The sequence below is a fragment of the Vibrio sinensis genome (genome assembly GCF_003605645.1).
Classification (GTDB): domain Bacteria; phylum Pseudomonadota; class Gammaproteobacteria; order Enterobacterales; family Vibrionaceae; genus Vibrio; species Vibrio sinensis.
Window position 1 is genome coordinate 126,627 of the sequence record NZ_QVMU01000010.1, and the last position, 22,147, is coordinate 148,773.

Consider the following 22,147-nt stretch of genomic DNA (forward strand, 5'->3'; position numbering starts at 1 on the left):
CAATTAAAAAAACAAGTTTTGTATAGGTAATTTCAGCGTGATTATTGTTAGATATTTGATCCGCGAGACACTCAAGAGCCAGTTTGCGATTTTTTTCATCCTGTTCCTAGTGTTTCTTAGTCAAAAGTTGATCCGAGTTTTAGCGGAAGCGTCCGATGGAGAGATCCCGGCAGGCTTAGTGATGCACTATGTTGCGTTGAGTATGCCATCGATGGGGCTATTAATGCTGCCATTGAGTCTATTTTTAGGAATTTTGCTGACATTCGGTCGTTTGTACGCGGAAAGTGAAATTACCGTAATGAATGCCACGGGAATAGGGAATAAGTTCCTTATCCGTGCTGCCTTGTATTTAGCGGTGATCACAGGTATTGCGGCAGCTGCAAACTCTTTTGTCCTTTCTCCTTTGAGTCAGGAAAAACTGATTCAATTGGAAGAAAAAGTTCAAGCAGAGAACAGTGTCGACTTACTAAAGAAAGGGCATTTTCAGGGAACGCCAGATGGCTCTTCCGTTGTCTTTATTGATGATATTGAGGGTGACCAACTTAAGAATGTCTTCGTGGCGCAAATGCGTCCAAGGGATTCTATCTTGCCGAGTGTCTCTTTTTCACTTTCTGGTGAAGTGAAAGAGTTGAGTGATGGTCGTCAGATTATCCGTATGTTTGATGGGACTCGCTATGAAGGCGTGCCTACACGTTTGGATTATATGGTGACTGAATTTGAGCAATATGAGGGATTAATTGGTCAACGAGAAGTCAAACAAAAAGGACGTGATTGGGAAGCTATCCCGACCATGAAGCTTTTTGGTAGCGATGATCCTAAAGCTCAAGCAGAGCTTCAATGGCGAATTTCTCTGGTGGTTTGTATTCCGTTGTTAACCATGCTGGTGGTGCCATTGTCAGCGGTGAATCCTCGTCAGGGGCGTTTTGCGAAAATGGGCCCGGCAATCTTGATTTACTTAGCGTATTTCTTAGCGATAAGTGCGACTAAGTCTGCCTTAGAGGATGGTTCAATTCCAGCATTTATCGGGATGTGGCCAATTAATGTGGCGTTGCTGATAACCGCGTTAGTAGTGAATTCAATGGACAGTATTCCTGTTCGAAAATTCAAAGACAAATTGAGACAAAGAAAGAAGGCAGCGTAAGCAGTGTTTAAGATATTAGACCTATATATTGGTAAAACCATCATAGCGACATCGTCGTTAGTGCTGGTTACGTTTGTCGGTTTATCCGCGATTATCAAGTACGTAGAACAGCTTCGTAAAGTCGGTGAGGGAACTTACGATCTGCTGCAAGCCTTATTTTATGTTTTGTTAAGTATTCCGCGTGACATTGAAATGTTCTTTCCAATGGCAGCATTGTTAGGGGCACTGATTGGCTTGGGTATGTTGGCTTCAAGTTCAGAATTAGTGGTTATGCAAGCGGCTGGATTTTCTAAGCTTGATATCGGTTTGTCAGTGCTAAAAACGGCAGTGCCGTTAATGATTATCGTGACACTACTTGGGCAATGGGGTGCACCTCAAGCACAGAAAATGGCGCGTGATTTACGTGCATTTTCAACGTCTAATGGTGCCATTATGTCGGTGCGAACCGGTGTTTGGGCGAGAGATGCGAATGACTTTATCTTTATCGGAAAAGTAGAAGATGAAAAAATTCATGGCCTGAACATGTGGCGTTTCGATAAAGACAAACAGTTGGATACCGTCATTTACGCAGATAGCGTGCAATACTTGGCTGACAATGAATGGCTAATGAAAGGCGTGCAATTAACGGACATGAATAATGGTATTGAAATTACTAAGCAGTCACTTCCAGAGTACCGATGGGTAACATCATTGGCACCTGATAAGTTGGCGTTAGTGACGGTTAAACCTGAAGAGCTTTCTTTAAGTGGGTTATACGATTATGTCTCTTATTTGAAAGCGTCAGAACAAGATCCAGCACGATATGAATTGGCACTGTGGCGAAAGCTAACTCAGCCTTTCTCAATTGGTGTAATGATGCTGATGGCCTTGTCGTTTATCTTTGGCCCTTTGCGTAGTGTGACCATGGGCGCACGTATTCTCTCCGGCGTTGTAGCGGGATTCTCGTTTTACATCTCGAGTGAGTTTTTCGGCCCACTGAGCTTGGTATACAACATTCCTGCGTATATAGGGGCTGTGATGCCGAGCCTTGTTTTCTTAACCATAGCAATCATGTTACTGAGACGAAAACTTTAGCTTATGTGATATAAAACCCGTCGCATTAATCGTAATAAAAAGGCTGCCATCGGCAGCCTTTTTTAAATCAAAAAACAGGTATTATTTAAAACGCATCGATAGATCAAGCGCTTTAACATGCTTAGTTAGCGCGCCTACAGAGATGTAGTCTACCCCTGTTTCAGCATACTCTCGGATTGTCTCTAGAGTCACATTGCCTGAGTTTTCAAGTGCAGCGCGGCCTGCGTTAATCTCTACGGCTTCACGCATCATATCGGTCGTAAAGTTATCTAGCATGATGATATCCGCACCCGCTTCAATCGCTTCACGCAACTCATCTAGATTTTCAGTTTCAACCTCTACCGGTTTACCTGGATTTAGCTCTTTAGCTGTTTTGATGGTTTGGCTAATACCACCACACGCAATGATGTGGTTTTCTTTAATCAAATACGCATCAAATACACCAATTCGGTGGTTGAAACCACCACCGCAAGCGACAGCATACTTTAATGCACTGCGAAGGCCGGGAACGGTCTTACGAGTGTCTAGTAGGCGACATCCAGTTCCTTCAATCTGTTTCGCGTAAAGTGCTGTTGCCGTAGCGCAGCCTGATAGCGTTTGAATGAAGTTCATCGCATTACGCTCGCCAGTAAGCAGCATACGAGATGGACCAGATAAGGTACATAATACTTGGTTCGGTTCGACAGTATCACCATCTTGGACGTGCCAATCGATAGTAACCTTGCCGCCATTGTCTTGTTCGGCAAGTTGTTTAAAGACTTCGTCTGCCCATGCTAAACCGCAAAAAACGCCATGCTCACGAGTAATGATAGTCGCTACATTGTGCGCATCAGCAGGTATTAGGCTTGCGGTGATATCAGCAGCAGGATCAAGGGTACCACCGAGATCTTCTTTGAGTGTATCGGCAACAGATCGACGGATTTCTAGAGGAAGTTGCTGTTTTAAATATTCGAGACGTTCTTGGCTATTGTGTGTATTTTTCATCGCAAATCTAAATTACGCAGTTGAACAAGAGTAGGCATGATACGCTGAGTAAGAGTGAAATTCAGCCATTAATCTCGCAAATCCGTCGCAAAAAGATAAAATTGAAAATCAGTCAATGAAATGAGAATAAAAGATGATAGATAAGGATGGTTGGTATCAGTTGGCGCGCAAGGTGCCATCTCCTTTTTTTGATCAGCGAACGGATTCGAGTGATATTTCCTTGCTTGTGATTCACAACATCAGTTTACCACCCGGCCAGTTTGGGGGACCTTATATTGAGCAGTTTTTCACCGGCAAGTTGGATCCGAATGCCCATCCATTTTTCAATGTGATAGCTTCGATGACGGTATCGGCTCATTGTTTGATTCGACGAGATGGGGAAGTGGTACAGTTTGTCCCGTTTTCAGCGAGGGCCTGGCATGCAGGTGTGTCGAGCTTTGCTGGGCGAGAAAAGTGTAACGACTACTCAATCGGCATTGAACTGGAGGGAACGGATTTTATAGCCTATACCGATGAACAGTATCAAGCGTTAACGCAAATAACACAGGCGATCCAATTGCGTTATAGCGCCATTACCCAGCCAAGAATTACCGGGCATCAATACATAGCACCTTTAAGAAAAACTGACCCTGGTTTATGTTTTGATTGGCCGCGCTACCGAGCAGCATTAGCGTCTAAAACTTGATATTTGAACCTTGAAAGTAAAGTGTGTCTTTAGCTCAAAGGCGCGTTGTCGCTAACCTTTGAGCCTTTGTTCTTACAATGTTTCTTGATACTCAAGTAAGATTTGTTCAATCCAAGTGGCGATGCGCTCATCACTTAACTCGTATTGAGAATCTTCATCTAAAGCCAGTCCAACAAAGAGAGAACCATCTTCGGTAACGGCTTTAGATGCATCAAATTCATAGCCATCAGTTGGCCAGTAGCCGATGAGGTTAGCTCCGGTTTTCAGTAGTTCGTCGTGCAACATCCCCATCGCATCCAAATACCACTCGCCATAGCCTTCTTGATCGCCTAAGCCGAATAATGCGACGGTTTTGCCTTCGAGCGACACGCCACCGATTTGATCCCATAGTTCATTCCAGTCTTCCTGAATCTCTCCGAAATCCCAGGTGGATATGCCTAAGATCAAGAGGTCGTAGCCTGTCATAAGAGAAAGTGGGGACTCTTTCACATTATGTATATCGACAAGATTTTCGCCGATGATAGCGCGCATTTTCTCTGCCGCCATCTCTGTATAACAAGTGGTTGAGCCGTAAAACAGACCGATCTTCATAGCTATCTTTTCATTTTAGTTGGGCAATGCAGAATTTTAACCATAAATCGGCGATCATTGCAGCGAATATCCTCGTGATGGTTATTTTTTATGGCTTTATTATTTTTTGCCACTTACATTTATGGGCTATTCTCTGCGCCGATGAATGATTGAGCGTGCTTAACTCAATGCATTGTTAGAGAAAAATTTCTAGGCGAAGAACTAATTTGAGGATTGTTGTGTCAGATGTGATGTCTCCCGACCATGGGATTGTAGAGCAGTTTTTAGATGCGATGTGGATGGAACGAGGGTTATCAGAAAATACGTTAGCGTCCTATCGCAATGATTTAATGAAGCTTCTGCAATGGATGGATAAACAAAACTATCGTTTGGACTTTATTAGTTTTTCAGGACTGTTGGATTACCAAGCTTGGTTAACCGATCAAGATTATAAACAGACTTCCCGAGCGCGAATGCTGTCAGCGATTCGTCGTTTGTTTCAATACCTCCATCGAGAGAAAATTCGTATCGATGATCCGAGTGCAATGTTGGTGAGCCCTAAGCTTCCTAAGCGCTTACCAAAAGATTTAACCGAAGCTCAAGTTGATGCGTTATTGAGCGCTCCTGACACGAATAACGCCATGGAACTACGCGACAAAGCAATGTTAGAGTTGTTGTATGCAACGGGCTTACGTGTGACTGAGTTGGTTAGCCTAACAATGGAAAACATTAGTCTGCGTCAAGGTGTTGTCCGTGTTATGGGCAAAGGGGGAAAAGAGCGTTTGGTCCCTATGGGAGAAAATGCAGTTGAATGGATTGAAACTTTTCTTCAACAAGGTAGGTCTGAGTTATTAGGTGAAACCACGTCTGATGTCGTTTTTCCGAGTAAACGAGCGAGACAAATGACCCGACAAACATTTTGGCATCGTATTAAGTACTATGCCGTCCTAGCGGGAATTGAGACAGAATTACTCTCTCCCCATGTCTTAAGACACGCATTTGCTACGCATTTATTAAATTATGGTGCGGACTTACGAGTCGTACAGATGTTATTAGGACATAGTGACTTGTCGACCACGCAAATCTATACTCATGTAGCCACTGAAAGGCTAAAACAATTACATAGTGAGCACCATCCAAGGGCTTAACGATTAAGGTGAAAAAAATGCGCGTATTACGCCAAATGACGTTATTAACACTGCCATTCTTTGCTGCGGCAAGTTTTGCTCAGGCCAACGACACAACGCAAACTTCCTCTGCTGTCACAGCAACATCAGCAGAAGTTGCTATCGATAAGAATCAACTGAAAGAACGTTTTGCTAAAATTGGTCTAAATATTGTTGATGTTGTGCCATCTGGCGTTGATGGTTTGGTTGAGATTCAAACAGCCGATGGTGTGCTTTATGCTTCTCCTCAAGGTGACCATTTCATTGCAGGAACCTTATATTCATTGGATAAAGATGGTCGTTATGAAGATGTTGTCGCGAAGCGTCAAGCTCCGATGAACGCAGAGAAAATTGAGTCTTTCAAAGACAGCATGATTGAATACAAAGCGGCGAATGAAAAATACGTTGTGACAGTATTTACTGATATCACTTGTGGTTACTGTGTTCGATTACATAGCCAGATGCAGGGATACAACGACTTAGGTATTACAGTTCGCTACCTTGCTTACCCTCGCCAAGGTGCAACGGGTATGGTTGCTGATCAAATGGCCGCTATTTGGTGTGCTGATGATCAACAGGCAGCAATGCATGACGGTAAGGTAGAACGTAAATTCCCTGCGAAAGGTGAGAATTTCGAACAGTGTCAAAAAACTATCCAGAAGCATTTTGCCCTAGGTCGCCAGTTAGGTATTAGCGGTACGCCAGCGATTTTCTTACCAAACGGTGAAATGGTTGGTGGTTACTTGCCGCCAGCTCAATTGCTGCAACGTTTACAACAACTTTAACTAAAAGGAAGTAGGCTCAGTGCCTAAGCTAATTACTTAAACCATGTTTATGTAATTGCTTAGAGCTCGTGGGCCTATTTTTATTATTATGATAGAGATTCAACGTCGACCAGAAGCCGATGTAACCTTATTGCCAGATACCATTGCCCCGTTATTGAAGCGTATTTACATCAACCGCGGAGTTACGAGTACAGAGCAATTAGAAACAACCATGCGCGGTTTGCATTCATATCAAAAATTACTCGGTATTGATGCAGCCGTGGAGCTGCTTTTTAACGCAATTCAGGCGCAAAAACGAATCATTGTCGTGGGAGACTTTGATGCTGACGGTGCAACAAGTTCAGCTCTTTCGGTTTTAGCTCTGCGTATGTTGGGATGTCATAACGTTGATTACTTAGTTCCCAACCGCTTTGAAGATGGTTATGGCTTAAGCCCAGAAGTTGTCGATCAAGTTATCGAAATTGGCGCTGATGTTATTATGACAGTCGACAATGGCGTCTCTTCAATTGAGGGGGTTCGATACGCTAAGCAGCAAGGGTTGCAGGTGCTGGTGACTGATCACCATTTACCAGGTCATACGTTGCCGGAAGTTGACGCAATGGTAAACCCTAATTTACATGAGTGTGGATTCCCATCCAAGGCACTGGCTGGTGTTGGTGTTGCTTTCTATCTTATGATGGCGCTGTGCGTGCATATGCGAAAAGTGGGTTGGTTTGAACAGTGCGGGATCTCTGAACCTAAGCTGATGGAATTAATTGACTTAGTTGCACTGGGTACTGTCGCCGATGTTGTTCCTTTGGATGAAAATAACCGAATACTGGTACATCAAGGGTTGCAGCGTATTCGAGCTGGTAAAGCGCGTCCTGGTATTCAAGCATTAATCGAAATCGCTAAACGAGACGCCCGACGTCTTGTCGCCTCGGACTTTGGTTTTGCCCTTGGGCCTAGAATTAACGCCGCTGGCCGGCTTGACGATATGTCATTCGGGGTCGAGCTGTTGATGTCGAATAACATTCATGCCGCACGTCGAATGGCGAGTGAACTTGATGGGCTAAACCAAACACGCAAAGAAATTGAAGATGGTATGAAACAAGAAGCGATGGCTTTTTGTGAGCGACTTCAGTTTGGTGAAAATAGTGCGTTGCCTTATGGCGTAGTTCTGTTTCAAAGAGATTGGCATCAAGGTGTTATTGGTATTCTAGCCTCTCGAATTAAAGATAAATACCATCGTCCAGTGATTGCTTTTGCTGATGGTGGCGATGGTAAGATCAAAGGTTCATGCCGGTCCATTCCAGGGCTGCACATGCGTGATACATTAGATCGTATTGATACCCAGAATCCTGGTTTGATTGAGAAGTTTGGTGGGCACGCGATGGCCGCCGGCTTAACGATCAAAGAGAGTGACTTTGAACGATTCTCCCGCCTGTTTGATGAGGCAGTAAGAGAAGATCTTGATGATGCAGCACTGAAAGGCGTGATTCTTTCTGATGGTGAATTGAAGCCAGAAGAGTTCTCGATGCATACCGCGGAACTATTACGTTCTGGTGGGCCATGGGGACAAGCATTCCCTGAACCGCTATTTGATGGCGAATTTAAAGTACTGCACCAGAAGCTCGTAGGTGAAAAACACTTAAAACTGATGTTAGAGCCTTTGTTTAAAGGGTTACCGACAAATATCATGATTGATGGTATTGCGTTTAATGTGGACTTGCGACGTTGGCCTGACGCTTCAGTGAAGACGGTGCACTTAGCTTATAAATTGGATATTAACGAGTTTAGAGGTAACCAATCGCTTCAATTGCTGATTGATTACATCGAAGCCAGATAGCCATAAGGAAAAAGCGGATGTCAAAGTCTGCTTTTTCTGACAAAGCATTCGGTATATTGAGAGAATATTTTTAGCGAATTTAATACTTGAAATGCATTTACACAAAAATGATTAATTTCGTCATTTTTCTTTAGAATTTACAAATTTTCGTCATTTTTGGCGTAAATTTGCTCTTGCCTGTTTATTAATTGTAATTGGTCATACCATTTGCTTTTCTATTTCACATATCTATTGTTATCAACTTGTTTTCACGGCAGCATTTCCATGACTTGGGTCAACTTTTGACTGGACAGTGCCGTTTTAATTATGTTAATTTCTGCATCATCATAAAATTGGTATTACCAATTACCAGCATAGAGTGAACATACATTAAATTATGGCTTATCAAAGGATTCGTCAGCCAAAACTCTCAGATGTTATAGAACAAGAGTTGGAAAGGTTGATAGTGGAAGGAACATTATCTCCGGGGCAACAATTGCCACCAGAGCGTGAACTGGCGAAACAGTTCGATGTATCTCGTCCATCAGTCCGTGAAGCCATTCAGCGTTTGGAAGCAAAGCGTCTTCTTACTCGTCGCCAAGGTGGAGGCACCTTTGTTTGCGAGAATATTTGGAAAGGCTTTTCTGATCCTCTGCTAAATTTATTGTCTAGTCATTCGGAAACTCAACTGGATTTACTGGAGTCGCGTCATGCGATGGAAGGTATCTCTGCTTATTTTGCTGCATTGCGTGGTACCGAAGAAGATTTTGCGCGCATTCAAGCATGTCTTGAGCGTATTAGCCAAGAGCAAGGTAATAACAATATTGAAGCTGAATCAGCCGCTGTTATGCAGTTCCTGATCGCTTTAACAGAAGCGGCACACAATGTGGTATTGCTACATATTGTTCGTAGCCTTGCACCTTTGCTTGAGCAAAATGTTTTACAGAATTTAAAGTTACTGCACCGCCGCGATGATGTGGTGGAAAAAGTCAGCAAACACCGAGCTAATATTGTGGATGCGATTGTTTCAGGCCAGCCTGAGAAGGCACGTGAAATGTCACATTCTCATTTAGCTTATATCGAAGAAACATTGTTGGATTTGACTCGTGAAGAGTCTCGACGTGAGCGCTCTTTACGTCGAATTCAGCAGGGTAACGAATAAATAGATCCAACCAACAGAAGGATAGATCGGCATGTCTGATATGAAGCATGACGTAGATGCACTGGAAACTCAAGATTGGTTACAAGCTCTTGAATCAGTTGTACGTGAAGAAGGTGTAGAACGCGCTCAATATTTACTTGAGCAAGTTTTGGATAAAGCTCGTCTTGATGGCGTTGATATGGCTACAGGTATCAATACTAATTACATCAATACGATTCCAGCGGCGCAAGAGCCAGCTTACCCAGGTGATACAACGCTTGAGCGTCGTATTCGTTCAATCATTCGCTGGAACGCGATCATGATTGTATTGCGCGCATCTAAGAAAGACCTAGACCTTGGTGGTCATATGGCGTCTTACCAGTCTGCAGCTGCATTCTACGAAGTATGTTTCAACCATTTCTTCCGCGCTCCAAACGAGACGGACGGTGGTGACTTAGTTTATTACCAAGGCCATATCTCTCCTGGTATCTATTCTCGTGCTTTCGTTGAAGGTCGTCTAACTGAAGAACAGCTAGATAACTTCCGTCAAGAAGTCGATGGTAAAGGTATTCCATCATACCCACACCCTAAGTTGATGCCTGAATTCTGGCAATTCCCAACGGTATCTATGGGTCTTGGCCCAATCTCTGCTATCTATCAAGCTCGTTTCTTGAAGTATCTTGATGGTCGTGGTCTGAAACAAACTTCAGCTCAACGTGTTTACGCTTTCCTAGGTGACGGTGAGATGGATGAGCCAGAATCACGTGGTGCTATTTCTTTCGCTGCGCGTGAGAAACTAGATAACCTATGTTTCCTAATTAACTGTAACCTACAGCGCCTAGACGGTCCTGTTATGGGTAACGGTAGCATCATCCAAGAACTTGAGGGTCTATTTAAAGGCGCTGGTTGGAATGTTGTTAAAGTAATTTGGGGTAGCAACTGGGATTCACTACTTGCTAAAGACACCACAGGTAAACTTCTTCAGTTAATGAACGAAACGATCGACGGTGACTACCAAACATTTAAATCGAAAGATGGCGCTTATGTACGTGAGCACTTCTTCGGTAAATACCCAGAAACAGCAGCTCTTGTTGCTGATATGACTGATGACGAAATCTTCGCACTTAAGCGTGGTGGTCATGATTCATCTAAACTGTTTGCAGCGTTCAATAATGCAAAAGAAACCAACGGTAAACCAACTGTAATCCTAGCGAAAACAGTAAAAGGTTACGGTATGGGTGATGCTGCAGAAGGTAAGAACATTGCGCATGGCGTGAAGAAAATGGACATGACTCATGTTCAACACCTTCGTGATCGCCTAGGTCTACAAGATATTCTTTCAGATGAGAAGATCAAAGAGCTTCCATACTTGAAACTGGAAGAAGGTTCTGCTGAGTACGAGTATCTACACGCACGTCGTAATGCGCTACACGGTTACACGCCTAAGCGTCTACCGAAGTTCACTCAAGAATTTAAAGTGCCTGAGCTAGAAGAATTCGCGCCGCTACTTGGTGAGCAAAAGCGTGAAATCTCAACCACTATGGCTTATGTACGTACGCTAAATATTCTTCTTAAAGATAAGAACATTGGTAAGAACATCGTTCCTATCATCTGTGATGAAGCGCGTACATTCGGTATGGAAGGTCTGTTCCGTCAGGTTGGTATCTACAACCCACACGGTCAAGAATACACTCCAGAAGATCGCGGCGTAGTCTCTTACTACAAAGAAGCAACTTCAGGTCAGGTTCTACAAGAAGGTATCAACGAGCTAGGTTCAATGGCGTCTTGGGTTGCTGCTGCGACTTCATACAGCACCAACGATCTACCAATGATTCCATTCTACATCTACTACTCAATGTTCGGTTTCCAACGTATTGGTGACATGGCATGGTTAGCTGGTGACCAACAAGCACGTGGCTTCCTACTGGGTGCTACAGCGGGTCGTACAACGCTAAACGGTGAAGGTCTACAACACGAAGACGGTCACTCGCACATTATGGCGAACACAGTACCTAACTGTATCTCTTACGATCCAACGTTTGCTTATGAGCTAGCGGTTATCATGCAAGACGGTATCCGTCGCATGTACGGTGAGAACCAAGAGAACGTTTACTACTACCTAACAGTAATGAACGAAAACTACGCAATGCCAGCAATGCCAGAAGGCGCTGAAGAAGGCATCCGTAAGGGTATCTACAAGCTTGAGTCTTACGCTGGTGATAAGTCGAAAGTACAGCTACTAAGTTCAGGTACAATCATGAACGAAGTGCGTAAAGCGGCTCAAATCCTTAGCGAAGAGTACGGTGTTGCATCTGATGTATTCTCTGTAACGTCGTTTAACGAACTAACTCGTGATGGTCAAGCGGTAGAGCGTGACAACATGCTACACCCTGAAGCGGAAGCGAAAGTACCGTACATCACAACCGTTCTTGGTAGCGAACCTGCAATTGCAGCAACTGACTACATGAAGAACTACGCTGAGCAAGTTCGTGCATTCGTACCGGCTGAGTCTTACAAAGTGTTGGGTACTGATGGCTTCGGTCGTTCAGATAGCCGTGAGAACCTACGTCGTCACTTCGAAGTGAACGCAGGTTACGTGGTTGTTGCAGCTCTAACTGAGCTTGTGAAGCGTGGCGATATGGATAAATCTGTGGTTGTTGAAGCAATCAAGAAATTCAATATCGACACTGAAAAAACAAACCCACAATACGCATAACACAACGCTTAATTAAAAGGTAGGTAAGCAATGGCAATCGAAATTAATGTACCAGACATCGGTGCCGATGAGGTTGAAGTTACTGAGATTCTTGTAAGCGTTGGCGACAAGGTTGAAGAAGAGCAATCTCTAATCACAGTTGAAGGCGATAAAGCTTCTATGGAAGTTCCTGCATCTCAAGCGGGTATCGTTAAAGAAATCAAGATCGCAGTAGGCGACTCGGTTTCTACTGGTTCTCTAATCATGACGTTCGAAGCCGAGGGTGCAGCGCAAGCTGCATCTGCTCCAGCGGTTGAAGCAGCTCCAGTAGCGGCTCCTGCGGCAGCAGCGGCAAGTGAATTGAAAGAAGTTCACGTACCAGATATTGGTGGCGATGAAGTAGAAGTCACTGAAATCATGGTAGCGGTTGGCGACTCAATTGAAGAAGAGCAATCTCTTCTTACAGTTGAAGGCGACAAAGCTTCTATGGAAGTACCAGCACCATTTGCCGGTACACTAAAAGAAATCAAAATTGCTGTTGGTGATTCAGTATCAACTGGCTCACTTGTGATGATCTTTGAAGTTGGCGCAGCAGCGGGTTCAGCACCTGTAGCTCAAGCAGCAGCACCAGTTGCAGCGGCTCCAGCAGCGTCTGCAGCTAAAGATGTACACGTACCAGACATCGGTGGTGATGAAGTAGAAGTCACTGAAATCATGGTAGCAGTTGGCGATACAGTAGAAGAAGAGCAATCTCTAATCACTGTTGAGGGCGATAAAGCATCAATGGAAGTACCAGCACCATTCGCGGGTACGATCAAAGAGATCAAAATCGCAGCTGGCGACAAAGTAACCACGGGTTCTTTAATCATGGTCTTTGAAGTAGCAGGCGCAGCGCCAGTCGCGGCTCCAGTTGCTCAAGCAGCTCCAGCGCAAGCGGCAGCACCGGTTGCAGCGGCACCTAAAGCGGAAGCAGCAGCTCCAGCAACAGCGGGTGATTTCCAAGAGAATGGTGACTACGCGCACGCATCTCCAGTAGTTCGCCGTTTGGCTCGTGAATTTGGCGTAAACCTATCTAAGGTTAAAGGTACTGGTCGTAAGAGCCGTATCCTTAAAGAAGACGTACAGTCTTACGTTAAAGATGCTCTGAAACGTCTAGAGTCTGGCGCAGCTGCGGCAGGTAAAGGCGGAGACGGTAGCGCACTTGGTCTACTACCATGGCCAAAAGTGGACTTCAGCAAGTTTGGTGAGACAGAAGTTCAGAAACTTTCTAAGATTAAGAAAATTTCTGGTGCTAACCTGCACCGTAACTGGGTAATGATCCCGCATGTTACACAGTGGGATAATGCGGATATCACTGAGCTAGAAGCATTCCGTAAAGAGCAGAATGCAGTTGAAGCGAAGAAAGATACAGGCATGAAGATCACACCACTTGTGTTCATCATGAAAGCCGTTGCGAAAGCACTAGAAGCGTTCCCAGCGTTTAACTCATCACTATCTGAAGATGGCGAAAGCATCATTCTTAAGAAGTATGTAAACGTAGGTATTGCTGTTGATACACCAAATGGCTTAGTTGTTCCTGTATTTAAAGACGTGAACAAAAAAGGTATCTATGAGCTTTCTGAAGAGCTAATGGTTGTCTCTAAGAAAGCACGTTCTGGTAAGCTAACTGCAGCTGATATGCAAGGTGGCTGTTTCACTATCTCGAGCCTTGGTGGTATCGGTGGTACTGCATTTACGCCAATCGTAAATGCACCAGAAGTGGGCATCCTTGGTGTATCTAAGTCTGAAATCAAACCTGTTTGGAACGGTAAAGAATTTGAACCACGCCTACAGCTTCCGCTATCACTGTCATACGATCACCGTGTGATTGATGGTGCTGAAGGTGCGCGTTTCATCACTTACCTAAATGAGTGTCTATCTGACATTCGTCGTCTAGTGCTTTAATCTGCAATTAGATGAGATAGAGGCGGCAAGTTAGCCGCCTCTAATTAACTTAAATTACTGAATGATTGGATTTTAAGCCCACAATTAATGTGAGGCTTCTTTATCGAATTGTTGTCTAGCTCACAGGCTAAATTGATTTACTTTTCACATCATTAACATCTCTGTAAACTGATGTCGGTCTGAAAATAGCCGTACAAAACAAAAGACTGCTAAAGAAATTAATACTCACTCTGCCTGTTAGGGATAATGACTACAAGAGGTCAACATGAGCAAAGAAATTAAAGCCCAAGTAGTAGTACTTGGTGCAGGTCCTGCTGGTTACTCCGCTGCATTCCGTTGTGCAGACTTAGGTCTGGACACTGTTCTTATCGAACGTTACAGCACTCTTGGTGGTGTGTGTCTGAATGTTGGTTGTATCCCATCAAAAGCACTGCTTCACGTATCTAAAGTAATCGAAGAAGCAAAAGCACTAGCTGAACACGGTATCGTATTCGGCGAACCACAAACTGATATTAATAAAATTCGCTTGTGGAAAGAGAAAGTAATCAGCCAACTAACAGGCGGTCTTGGCGGTATGGCTAAGATGCGTAAAGTGACAGTTGTGAACGGTCTAGGCCAGTTTACTGGTCCTAACTCTATTGAAGTTACTGGCGAAGATGGCAAAACTGTTGTTAATTTTGACAACGCGATTGTTGCTGCGGGCTCTCGTCCAATTAAACTGCCATTCATTCCACATGAAGACCCTCGTATTTGGGACTCGACAGACGCGTTAGAACTGAAAGAAGTACCAGGAAAACTGTTGATCATGGGCGGTGGTATCATCGGTCTTGAAATGGCAACGGTATACCACTCTCTAGGTTCTCAAATCGATGTCGTTGAAATGTTTGATCAGCTAATTCCAGCTGCCGACAAAGACATGGTGAAAGTGTACACCAAGCGTATCAAGAACAAGTTTAACTTGATGCTTGAGACGAAAGTAACAGCAGTTGAAGCGAAAGAAGATGGTATCTACGTTTCAATGGAAGGCAAAAAAGCGCCAGCAGAAGCTGAACGTTATGATGCTGTTCTTGTTGCAATCGGTCGTGTACCTAACGGTAAACTTCTTGATGCAGAAAAAGCAGGTCTTGAAGTTGATGAGCGTGGTTTCATCAACGTAGACAAGCAAATGCGTACGAACGTACCACATATCTTCGCTATCGGTGATATCGTTGGTCAACCAATGCTTGCACACAAAGGTGTGCATGAAGGTCACGTTGCTGCAGAAGTTATCTCTGGTAAGAAACACTACTTCGATCCTAAAGTGATCCCTTCAATTGCCTACACTGAGCCAGAAGTTGCATGGGTAGGTAAAACTGAAAAAGAAGCGAAAGCAGAGGGTATCAACTACGAAGTGGCTTCATTCCCATGGGCTGCATCTGGTCGTGCAATCGCATCAGATTGTGCTGATGGTATGACAAAGCTTATCTTTGATAAAGAAACTCACCGCGTGATTGGTGGTGCTATTGTTGGTACTAACGGCGGCGAACTTCTTGGTGAAATTGGTTTAGCGATTGAGATGGGTTGTGATGCAGAAGATATCGCACTAACTATCCACGCTCACCCAACATTGCACGAATCTGTTGGTCTTGCGGCTGAAGTGTTTGAAGGTACTATCACTGACCTGCCAAACGCAAAAGCAATCAAAAAGAAAAAATAATTTCTTTTCGATCTGATTGATAAAAACCGCTGAGTAATCAGCGGTTTTTTTACATCTAAATAAAATATTGAATCACGACACCTCAATCATGTAGAGGTGATGAGTTCTATTTATTTGAGTGTTGGTAAATGCACAGCATATCGAGATATGTCTCAGTGAGCTTAGCCATTTTAGCTTCATTGTTTATACGGTTTGCTTGAATAAACAATGTGTAGCAAAGACCATGGAATAATGTCGCGAGATCAGCGGGCTCATGTTTTTGACACACTTCACCACGCTCCATCGCTTTAGCAAACATATTTTGTACTAACAATTGATTGGTGCGGTTAGTTGATACAAATAGCGGCCAAACTTCATCACGAGTCGATGCACTCCACTCAAACCATACCTTAAGCCAGTGACAATCATTGATCACTAGGTTGGTCATTGCAGATGTTAAGTTCGTAAGGTTTTCTTTGGCGTGTAAATCGAGGTCAATATTGTCAGAGAGGAAGTTTGAGAATTGTCTGACAACATAATTGAGTACATCATCGACTAAATCTTCACGGGTTGGAAAGTAATTAAATACTGTAGCGACAGAGACCTGTGCTATTTCCGCGATATCAGCGTGACCACCTCGACCAATGCCGCGTCGAGCGAATACTTCGAGTGAAATATCCATGAGTTGTTGTTTTCTTTTTTGGGGGGACAGGCGCGTACGAGGGCGCTTTGCTATAGAGTCCATAGTTATGATTTCCTTGCCAATTGAGTTGTTTTTTGGGCTTTGCCCTAATTAGTATTTTATTAATTGCATATAGCATTCATGAGTGTAATGGTGCATATTTTGAACGTCAATATTTTCAGTACGTTTTGTAAACAGCAGCATCAATATCGTGCTGAAAGTCATACTGATTATCGGTAAAAGTAAAAATCTACATTGGGTTATCATTTCTACTCTGACATTGAGGGTGTTAAGATGGGGGACCAAAAGTGTTGGCCTTTGTCTGAGCTACACTTGAACAGATTAGATACACGAAAACCCATAAAGAGATTGGAATGAAACATACAATAGAAGTAATGATTTCTGAGCAGGAAGTTCAGGAACGCGTGCGTGAATTAGGTAAGCAGATCACAGCTCATTATCAAGGTAGTGAAGATCTCGTGTTGGTAGGTTTACTGCGTGGCTCATTTGTCTTTATGGCTGATCTAGCGCGTGCTATCGAACTCACACATCAAGTTGATTTCATGACCGCTTCTAGCTATGGCAATACCATGGAAAGCTCACGTGATGTACGAATCCTAAAAGACCTTGATGATGACATTAAAGGTAAAGATGTCCTTTTAGTTGAAGATATTATCGATACAGGTAATACATTGAATAAAGTTCGTGAAATCTTGTCTCTTCGCGAACCAAAATCGATTGAAATCTGTACATTACTTGATAAACCATCTCGTCGTGAAGTTGATGTGCCAGTGCAATGGATCGGCTTTGAAATCCCAGATGAATTTGTTGTTGGTGTTGGTATCGATTACGCACAAAAATACCGTCATCTACCATACATTGGTAAAGTTGTTCCTCAAGAGTAAGCTGTATTAGCTTGAGATGACAACAAGATAGCAAAAGCCCATCATTCACATGATGGGCTTTTTAGTTGTCGAACGGCTACGTATTTCAGATTAAGGAAAACTCAAATCGTTCTTGCACTAGGCTTGTTAAAGCAACGACACGTAAAAAAGTTTAACGACAAAGAAGTTTGTATTCAGGATTTAGAATCTTATCCATCGCGGTTTGGTATGAAGCCTCTACCGTTTCTGCTGAATGAGAACGAATACCGAGATACTCTAAACGTCCATCTTCAATTCCGTAAACAACGCCATGTATTTCTACGTCTTGGCCTCGTTCCCACGCATTTTGCATGATGCTTGAATTACCTAAGTTATAGACCTGTTCTGCCACGTTAAGCTCACTGAGCTTGTCGGCTTTATCTTGTTCAGGCATTTGGTCAAGATAGTTGCGGTGTTTGAAATAGATATCTCGGATGTGCAGTAACCAGTTGTTGATTAAGCCAAGTTTAGGATTATCAATCGCAGCGTTAACACCACCACAGCCATAGTGGCCACAAATAATAATGTGCTTTATTTTTAGAACATCAACAGCGTATTGAACAACAGAAAGGCAGTTTAAGTCGGTATGAATGACAAGGTTAGCAACGTTACGGTGAACAAACAGTTCACCAGAAAATAGTCCGGTTAATCGTTCGGCGGGAACTCGACTATCAGAGCAGCCGATCCAAAGAAAATCTGGCTTTTGGCCTTCGGCCATTTTAGTGAAATATTCCGGTCGTTTAGATTTAATTTCATCAGACCACTTAGAGTTGTTGTCGAATAACTGTTTGATTTGAGGCATCGTCGTACTTATATCCCTAAAGTTTCTCGGCGATAATATACACAATGTTACAAAGCCATTCTCTAAAAAAATGCATGAAAATGCACTCATCTGACGTGTTGTTATATAAAAAATCATAAACTTAGTCTTTTTGATTACCCTAAGCCATCTTGTTGCATTACTGTGATTAAATTAACACTTTCGTATCACTATTGACCTTGGTTAGAATAATGCGGTTTGTCTTTTTATTCTTGCAGGGAGCGCTATGTTGCTGGGACGACGTTTCGAAGATATTAATTTTAAAGGTGATTTGTTTGGTGGCGTGACCACGGCGATCATCTCTTTGCCGCTCGCTTTGGCATTTGGGGTCGCATCAGGAGCTGGAGCTGAAGCTGGGCTCTGGGGAGCGATTATGGTCGGCTTGTTTGCTGCCTTATTCGGAGGCTCCTCAACACTCATCTCAGAGCCGACAGGTCCAATGACGGTGATTATGACGGCAGTCTTAACCAGCATGATGGCAAAGTATCCTGAAACGGGTATGGCGATGACATTTACCGTTGTAATGATGGCGGGAGCGTTCCAAGTCTTATTGGGGACATTAAAGTTAGGGAAATACGTTACTTTGATGCCCTATAGCGTGATCTCCGGCTTTATGTCCGGCATTGGCGTTATTCTTATCATCTTACAGCTGTCACCGCTTTTAGGGCATGCAGCGCCCTCTGGTGGCGTAATGGGAACGCTTTCTTCACTACCTGAACTCATCACGAATGTACGATTTAGTGAATTGTTTTTAGGGTTACTCACATTGGGGATTTTGTTCTTTTTTCCTAAACAGTATCGAAAATACATTCCGGCTCAGTTGGTCGCCTTGATAGCTGTAACACTTCTTTCCGTTATTTTATTTGATACCGATTCAATTCGACGAATTGGAGAAATACCTGCAGGGCTGCCATCCTTGGTTATCCCCCATATTAATGGGGAGATGTTCACGACTATGGTGATCGATGCTTTGGTTCTTGGAACTCTAGGTTGTATTGATACCTTGTTGACCGCTGTCATTGGCGATTCGCTTACGCGTAAAGAACACGACTCAGATAAAGAGTTACGTGGTCAGGGGCTAGCCAATATGATCTCGGGCTTATTTGGCGCGCTGCCAGGTGCGGGCGCGACGATGGGAACCGTCACCAATATTCAAGTGGGCGCTCGATCGCCTTTATCTGGTGTGATTCGAGCATTGATGCTGGCTTTGGTCGTATTGGTTGCTGGTGGCCTTACTGAGCCTATTCCTATGGCGGTATTGGCAGGCATTGCGGTTTATGTTGGGTTTAATATTTTGGATTGGAGTTTTATTCAACGCGCACATAAAGTCAGTGTTCAAGGTATGGCCATCATGTATGGCGTGATGCTTTTGACTGTGTTCGTTGATTTGATTGCCGCTGTCGGATTGGGTGTATTTATTTCCAATATCATCATTATTGAACGCCTTAGTCGCGAGCAAGCAAGGCAAGTTAAAGCCATCAGTGATGCCGATGAAGACGATGTTCCATTGAGCGACACTGAACGAGCTTTGTTGGATCAAGCGAATGATAAAGTTCTCTTTTTTTACCTTTCCGGCCCGATGATTTTTAGTGTGTCTAAAGCGATTTCACGTCAGCACAGTAGTATTTCTGACTATGAAGCGATGATTTTAGATCTTACCGATGTACCTATGATTGATGTCACGGTTGGTTTGGCATTAGAAAATGCGATTAAAGATGCTTTGGATGCTCAATGTGAAGTCTATTTACTCTGCCCAAATGAGCGCACCAAAGAGCAGTTGGAAAAGTTTCATGTGCTCGATTTAGTGCCTGATTCTAATACCTATCAGTTACGTATTGATGCGTTAGAAGCGGCGGTTAGTTATGTCGAAGCCGACAAAATGATGTTTCAGTCCTAGCGATATCTATGCCGTTAAAATTGTGCAGGGCGCAATATTTTTTTACGCCGCGATGGTTCGCTATCGAGTTGTGAGTCGCTGAGGCAGAGTTTTGCTCTTACATGATTCTGAGCGGTATATTGTATTTATCGTCATTTGACGATAATCTAGTTCACCATATGAGCAATATCATGGTGGTGTGATCTTGGTTAAAAGGCGATTCTTTTAGAGAAGACCTTAGATTAAAAGTTCACAGCTCCCAGTAATGAATCTATTTGAATGGCAACGCAACGCTATGTACGCACTAGAAATTGAACAACTTCGTAAAACTTATGCTGGTGGTTTTGAAGCACTGAAAGGCGTGAGCCTTAATGTTGAAAAGGGCGATTTTTATGCCTTACTTGGCCCAAATGGCGCAGGGAAATCAACGACGATCGGAATCATTTCGTCATTAGTGAACAAAACCTCAGGGCAAGTGAAAGTCTTTGGCTTCGATATTGATATTGATTTAGAACTAGCGAAGCAGAATCTGGGGTTGGTACCTCAAGAGTTTAACTTTAACCAGTTTGAAACAGTTGAGCAGATCGTATTACAGCAAGCTGGCTATTATGGGGTAAAAAAATCACTGGCAAAACAACGTGCTGAAAAATACCTGACCAAACTGGATTTGTGGGAAAAACGTAGTGAACGGGCACGAAACCTATCGGGTGGCATGAAGCGTCGTTTAATGATTGCACGGGCATTAATGCATGAACCTCAGTTATTGATCCTTGATGAACCCACCGCTGGTGTGGATATCGAACTACGTCGTTCTATGTGGGAGTTCCTAAAAGAAATTAATGCAGAGCAGGGTATTACGATCATTTTGACGACTCACTATCTCGAAGAGGCGGAAATGCTGTGTCGCAATATCGGCATTATCAACCGAGGGGAGCTCATTGAAAATACGTCAATGAAGTCGCTATTGGCGAAGCTCGATGTAGAAACTTTTATTCTCGATATCGAGGGGGATGGTGATGTACCACAACTGCAAGGTGTGACTTCACAAAACCTCCATAATGGATCGTTAGAAATCGAAATAGAGAAAACTCAAGGCTTGAATCATGTATTCAGTCAATTGAGTGAAAGTGGTATCCAAGTTATGTCGATGCGTAATAAAGCGAACCGACTAGAAGAGTTATTTGTCAGTATTGTTCAACAGCAAGCACGAGGTGAAAGCTAATGTATCAGCTCTATTGGACCGCTTTTTGTAGCTTGTTAACTAAAGAGATTAATCGTTTTACTCGTATATGGGTGCAAACGCTCGTTCCGCCAGCAATCACTATGACGTTGTATTTCATTATTTTTGGCAGCTTAATCGGCTCTAGAATCGGTGAGATGAATGGCTTCAGTTATATGGAGTACATTGTTCCGGGTCTGATCATGATGTCGGTGATCACAAACTCATATTCCAATGTGGCATCTTCTTTTTTCAGCGCAAAGTTTCAAAAAAACATTGAAGAGCTGTTAGTTGCGCCAGTACCAAACTACGTCATTATTGCAGGCTTTGTGATGGGCGGAGTGGTTCGAGGCTTGTTAGTCGGGACTATTGTTACGTTTGTGTCGCTATTTTTTGTCGATCTACAGGTGGATCATTGGGGCGTCATTATTGCGACCGTATTTTTAACTTCCGTAGTTTTCTCTCTCGGTGGGCTGATTAATGCGATATACGCAAAAACGTTTGATGATATCTCAATTATACCTACGTTCATTTTAACGCCATTAACCTACCTTGGCGGGGTGTTCTATTCGATCAGTTTACTGCCCGAGTTTTGGCAAGGTGTTTCTAAGATCAACCCAATTGTGTATATGGTGAACGCTTTCCGTTATGGCTTCTTAGGGGTATCGGATGTGAACATTGTTACCTCATTTAGTGTCCTAATCATTTTTGTTGTCGTGCTGTATGCGGTCGCGCATTATCTTGTGACTAAAGGGATTGGCTTGCGCTCTTAATGTTGATTAGAGAGTAAAAACGAAAAAGGTTGTCCATTGGACTAATGCCACTCGCTTAAGAGCGAGTGGCATTTTTATCTCTAGAGCGTGAGGGGTATTTTTGCGCTTTTTTTAGCACAGCTCTGGGGTAAGGCTTTCTTTTTCTCTTTTTAGGAAGTATTAGCCGTTTGCCATTGTCCCTCAACTC

At 43.4% G+C, this 22,147-nt stretch carries 18 protein-coding genes; 14 read left to right on the top strand and 4 right to left on the bottom strand.

What is annotated here, in order from left to right; genetic code table 11:
* The first annotated feature begins 37 nt into the window (after positions 1 to 37).
* Both lptF and lptG read left to right on the top strand, forming a co-directional pair.
* Complete coding sequence (gene lptF, locus DZ860_RS12585; protein WP_120031774.1) at positions 38 to 1,141, top strand: LPS export ABC transporter permease LptF; 1,104 nt, start codon at positions 38 to 40, stop codon at positions 1,139 to 1,141.
* Positions 1,142 to 1,144: 3 nt separating this feature from the next.
* Complete coding sequence (gene lptG, locus DZ860_RS12590; protein WP_120031776.1) at positions 1,145 to 2,215, top strand: LPS export ABC transporter permease LptG; 1,071 nt, start codon at positions 1,145 to 1,147, stop codon at positions 2,213 to 2,215.
* 81 nt (positions 2,216 to 2,296) lie between these two features.
* Here lptG and nadC read toward each other — a convergent pair whose 3' ends face one another.
* Positions 2,297 to 3,199, bottom strand: a complete 903-nt coding sequence (gene nadC / locus DZ860_RS12595) for a carboxylating nicotinate-nucleotide diphosphorylase (protein WP_120031778.1) — start codon at positions 3,197 to 3,199, stop codon at positions 2,297 to 2,299.
* A gap of 133 nt (positions 3,200 to 3,332) precedes the next feature.
* Between nadC and ampD the strand changes: the two genes are divergently transcribed.
* Positions 3,333 to 3,884 (top strand): 1,6-anhydro-N-acetylmuramyl-L-alanine amidase AmpD, encoded by a 552-nt coding sequence (gene ampD / locus DZ860_RS12600; RefSeq protein ID WP_120031780.1) that lies wholly within the window; start codon positions 3,333 to 3,335, stop codon positions 3,882 to 3,884.
* A 72-nt stretch (positions 3,885 to 3,956) separates the two neighbouring features.
* Here the strand turns inward: ampD and fldB are convergent, their stop codons facing one another.
* On the bottom strand, positions 3,957 to 4,475 hold the full coding sequence (fldB, locus tag DZ860_RS12605) for a flavodoxin FldB (protein WP_120031782.1): 519 nt from the start codon (positions 4,473 to 4,475) through the stop codon (positions 3,957 to 3,959).
* A gap of 230 nt (positions 4,476 to 4,705) precedes the next feature.
* On the opposite strand from fldB, the gene xerD reads away from it, so the two are divergent.
* The 7 genes from xerD to lpdA all read left to right on the top strand — a co-directional run bounded on the left by xerD (position 4,706) and on the right by lpdA (position 15,688).
* A complete protein-coding gene (gene xerD / locus DZ860_RS12610) occupies positions 4,706 to 5,602 on the top strand; it encodes a site-specific tyrosine recombinase XerD (RefSeq protein WP_120031815.1) in 897 nt (298 codons plus the stop codon).
* A 17-nt stretch (positions 5,603 to 5,619) separates the two neighbouring features.
* On the top strand, positions 5,620 to 6,405 hold the full coding sequence (dsbC, locus tag DZ860_RS12615) for a bifunctional protein-disulfide isomerase/oxidoreductase DsbC (protein ID WP_120031784.1): 786 nt from the start codon (positions 5,620 to 5,622) through the stop codon (positions 6,403 to 6,405).
* An 88-nt stretch (positions 6,406 to 6,493) separates the two neighbouring features.
* A complete protein-coding gene (recJ, locus tag DZ860_RS12620; protein ID WP_120031787.1) occupies positions 6,494 to 8,233 on the top strand; it encodes a single-stranded-DNA-specific exonuclease RecJ in 1,740 nt (579 codons plus the stop codon).
* 376 nt (positions 8,234 to 8,609) lie between these two features.
* Complete coding sequence (gene pdhR / locus DZ860_RS12625) at positions 8,610 to 9,374, top strand: pyruvate dehydrogenase complex transcriptional repressor PdhR (RefSeq protein ID WP_120031789.1); 765 nt, start codon at positions 8,610 to 8,612, stop codon at positions 9,372 to 9,374.
* Between the two features lie 31 nt (positions 9,375 to 9,405).
* Positions 9,406 to 12,069 carry a pyruvate dehydrogenase (acetyl-transferring), homodimeric type gene (gene aceE / locus DZ860_RS12630; protein WP_120031791.1) on the top strand — a complete coding sequence of 888 codons (2,664 nt, stop codon included), beginning with the start codon at positions 9,406 to 9,408 and terminating at the stop codon, positions 12,067 to 12,069.
* 30 nt (positions 12,070 to 12,099) lie between these two features.
* Positions 12,100 to 13,992, top strand: coding sequence for a pyruvate dehydrogenase complex dihydrolipoyllysine-residue acetyltransferase (gene aceF / locus DZ860_RS12635; protein ID WP_120031793.1), 1,893 nt, complete (start codon positions 12,100 to 12,102; stop codon positions 13,990 to 13,992).
* A gap of 265 nt (positions 13,993 to 14,257) precedes the next feature.
* The gene (gene lpdA / locus DZ860_RS12640; RefSeq protein WP_120031795.1) at positions 14,258 to 15,688 is read left to right on the top strand and encodes a dihydrolipoyl dehydrogenase; all 1,431 of its coding nucleotides are present in this window, start codon (positions 14,258 to 14,260) and stop codon (positions 15,686 to 15,688) included.
* A gap of 106 nt (positions 15,689 to 15,794) precedes the next feature.
* On the opposite strand, the gene DZ860_RS12645 is transcribed toward lpdA, so the two are convergent.
* On the bottom strand, positions 15,795 to 16,412 hold the full coding sequence (locus DZ860_RS12645; protein WP_120031797.1) for a LuxR/HapR/OpaR family quorum-sensing transcriptional regulator: 618 nt from the start codon (positions 16,410 to 16,412) through the stop codon (positions 15,795 to 15,797).
* Positions 16,413 to 16,723: 311 nt separating this feature from the next.
* Between DZ860_RS12645 and hpt the strand changes: the two genes are divergently transcribed.
* Positions 16,724 to 17,254, top strand: a complete 531-nt coding sequence (gene hpt / locus DZ860_RS12650) for a hypoxanthine phosphoribosyltransferase (RefSeq protein ID WP_005593192.1) — start codon at positions 16,724 to 16,726, stop codon at positions 17,252 to 17,254.
* Positions 17,255 to 17,405: 151 nt separating this feature from the next.
* On the opposite strand, the gene can is transcribed toward hpt, so the two are convergent.
* Positions 17,406 to 18,074, bottom strand: coding sequence for a carbonate dehydratase (can, locus tag DZ860_RS12655; protein ID WP_120031799.1), 669 nt, complete (start codon positions 18,072 to 18,074; stop codon positions 17,406 to 17,408).
* A gap of 247 nt (positions 18,075 to 18,321) precedes the next feature.
* Here can and DZ860_RS12660 point away from each other — a divergent pair, with 247 nt between their 5' ends.
* From DZ860_RS12660 to DZ860_RS12670, 3 genes are all read left to right on the top strand, one after another.
* Positions 18,322 to 19,989, top strand: coding sequence for a SulP family inorganic anion transporter (locus tag DZ860_RS12660; protein WP_207890633.1), 1,668 nt, complete (start codon positions 18,322 to 18,324; stop codon positions 19,987 to 19,989).
* A gap of 274 nt (positions 19,990 to 20,263) precedes the next feature.
* On the top strand, positions 20,264 to 21,190 hold the full coding sequence (locus DZ860_RS12665) for an ABC transporter ATP-binding protein (protein WP_120031817.1): 927 nt from the start codon (positions 20,264 to 20,266) through the stop codon (positions 21,188 to 21,190).
* Complete coding sequence (locus tag DZ860_RS12670) at positions 21,190 to 21,960, top strand: ABC transporter permease (protein WP_120031803.1); 771 nt, start codon at positions 21,190 to 21,192, stop codon at positions 21,958 to 21,960. The genes DZ860_RS12665 and DZ860_RS12670 overlap by 1 nt, the downstream gene beginning before the upstream one ends.
* Positions 21,961 to 22,147: the final 187 nt, after the last annotated feature.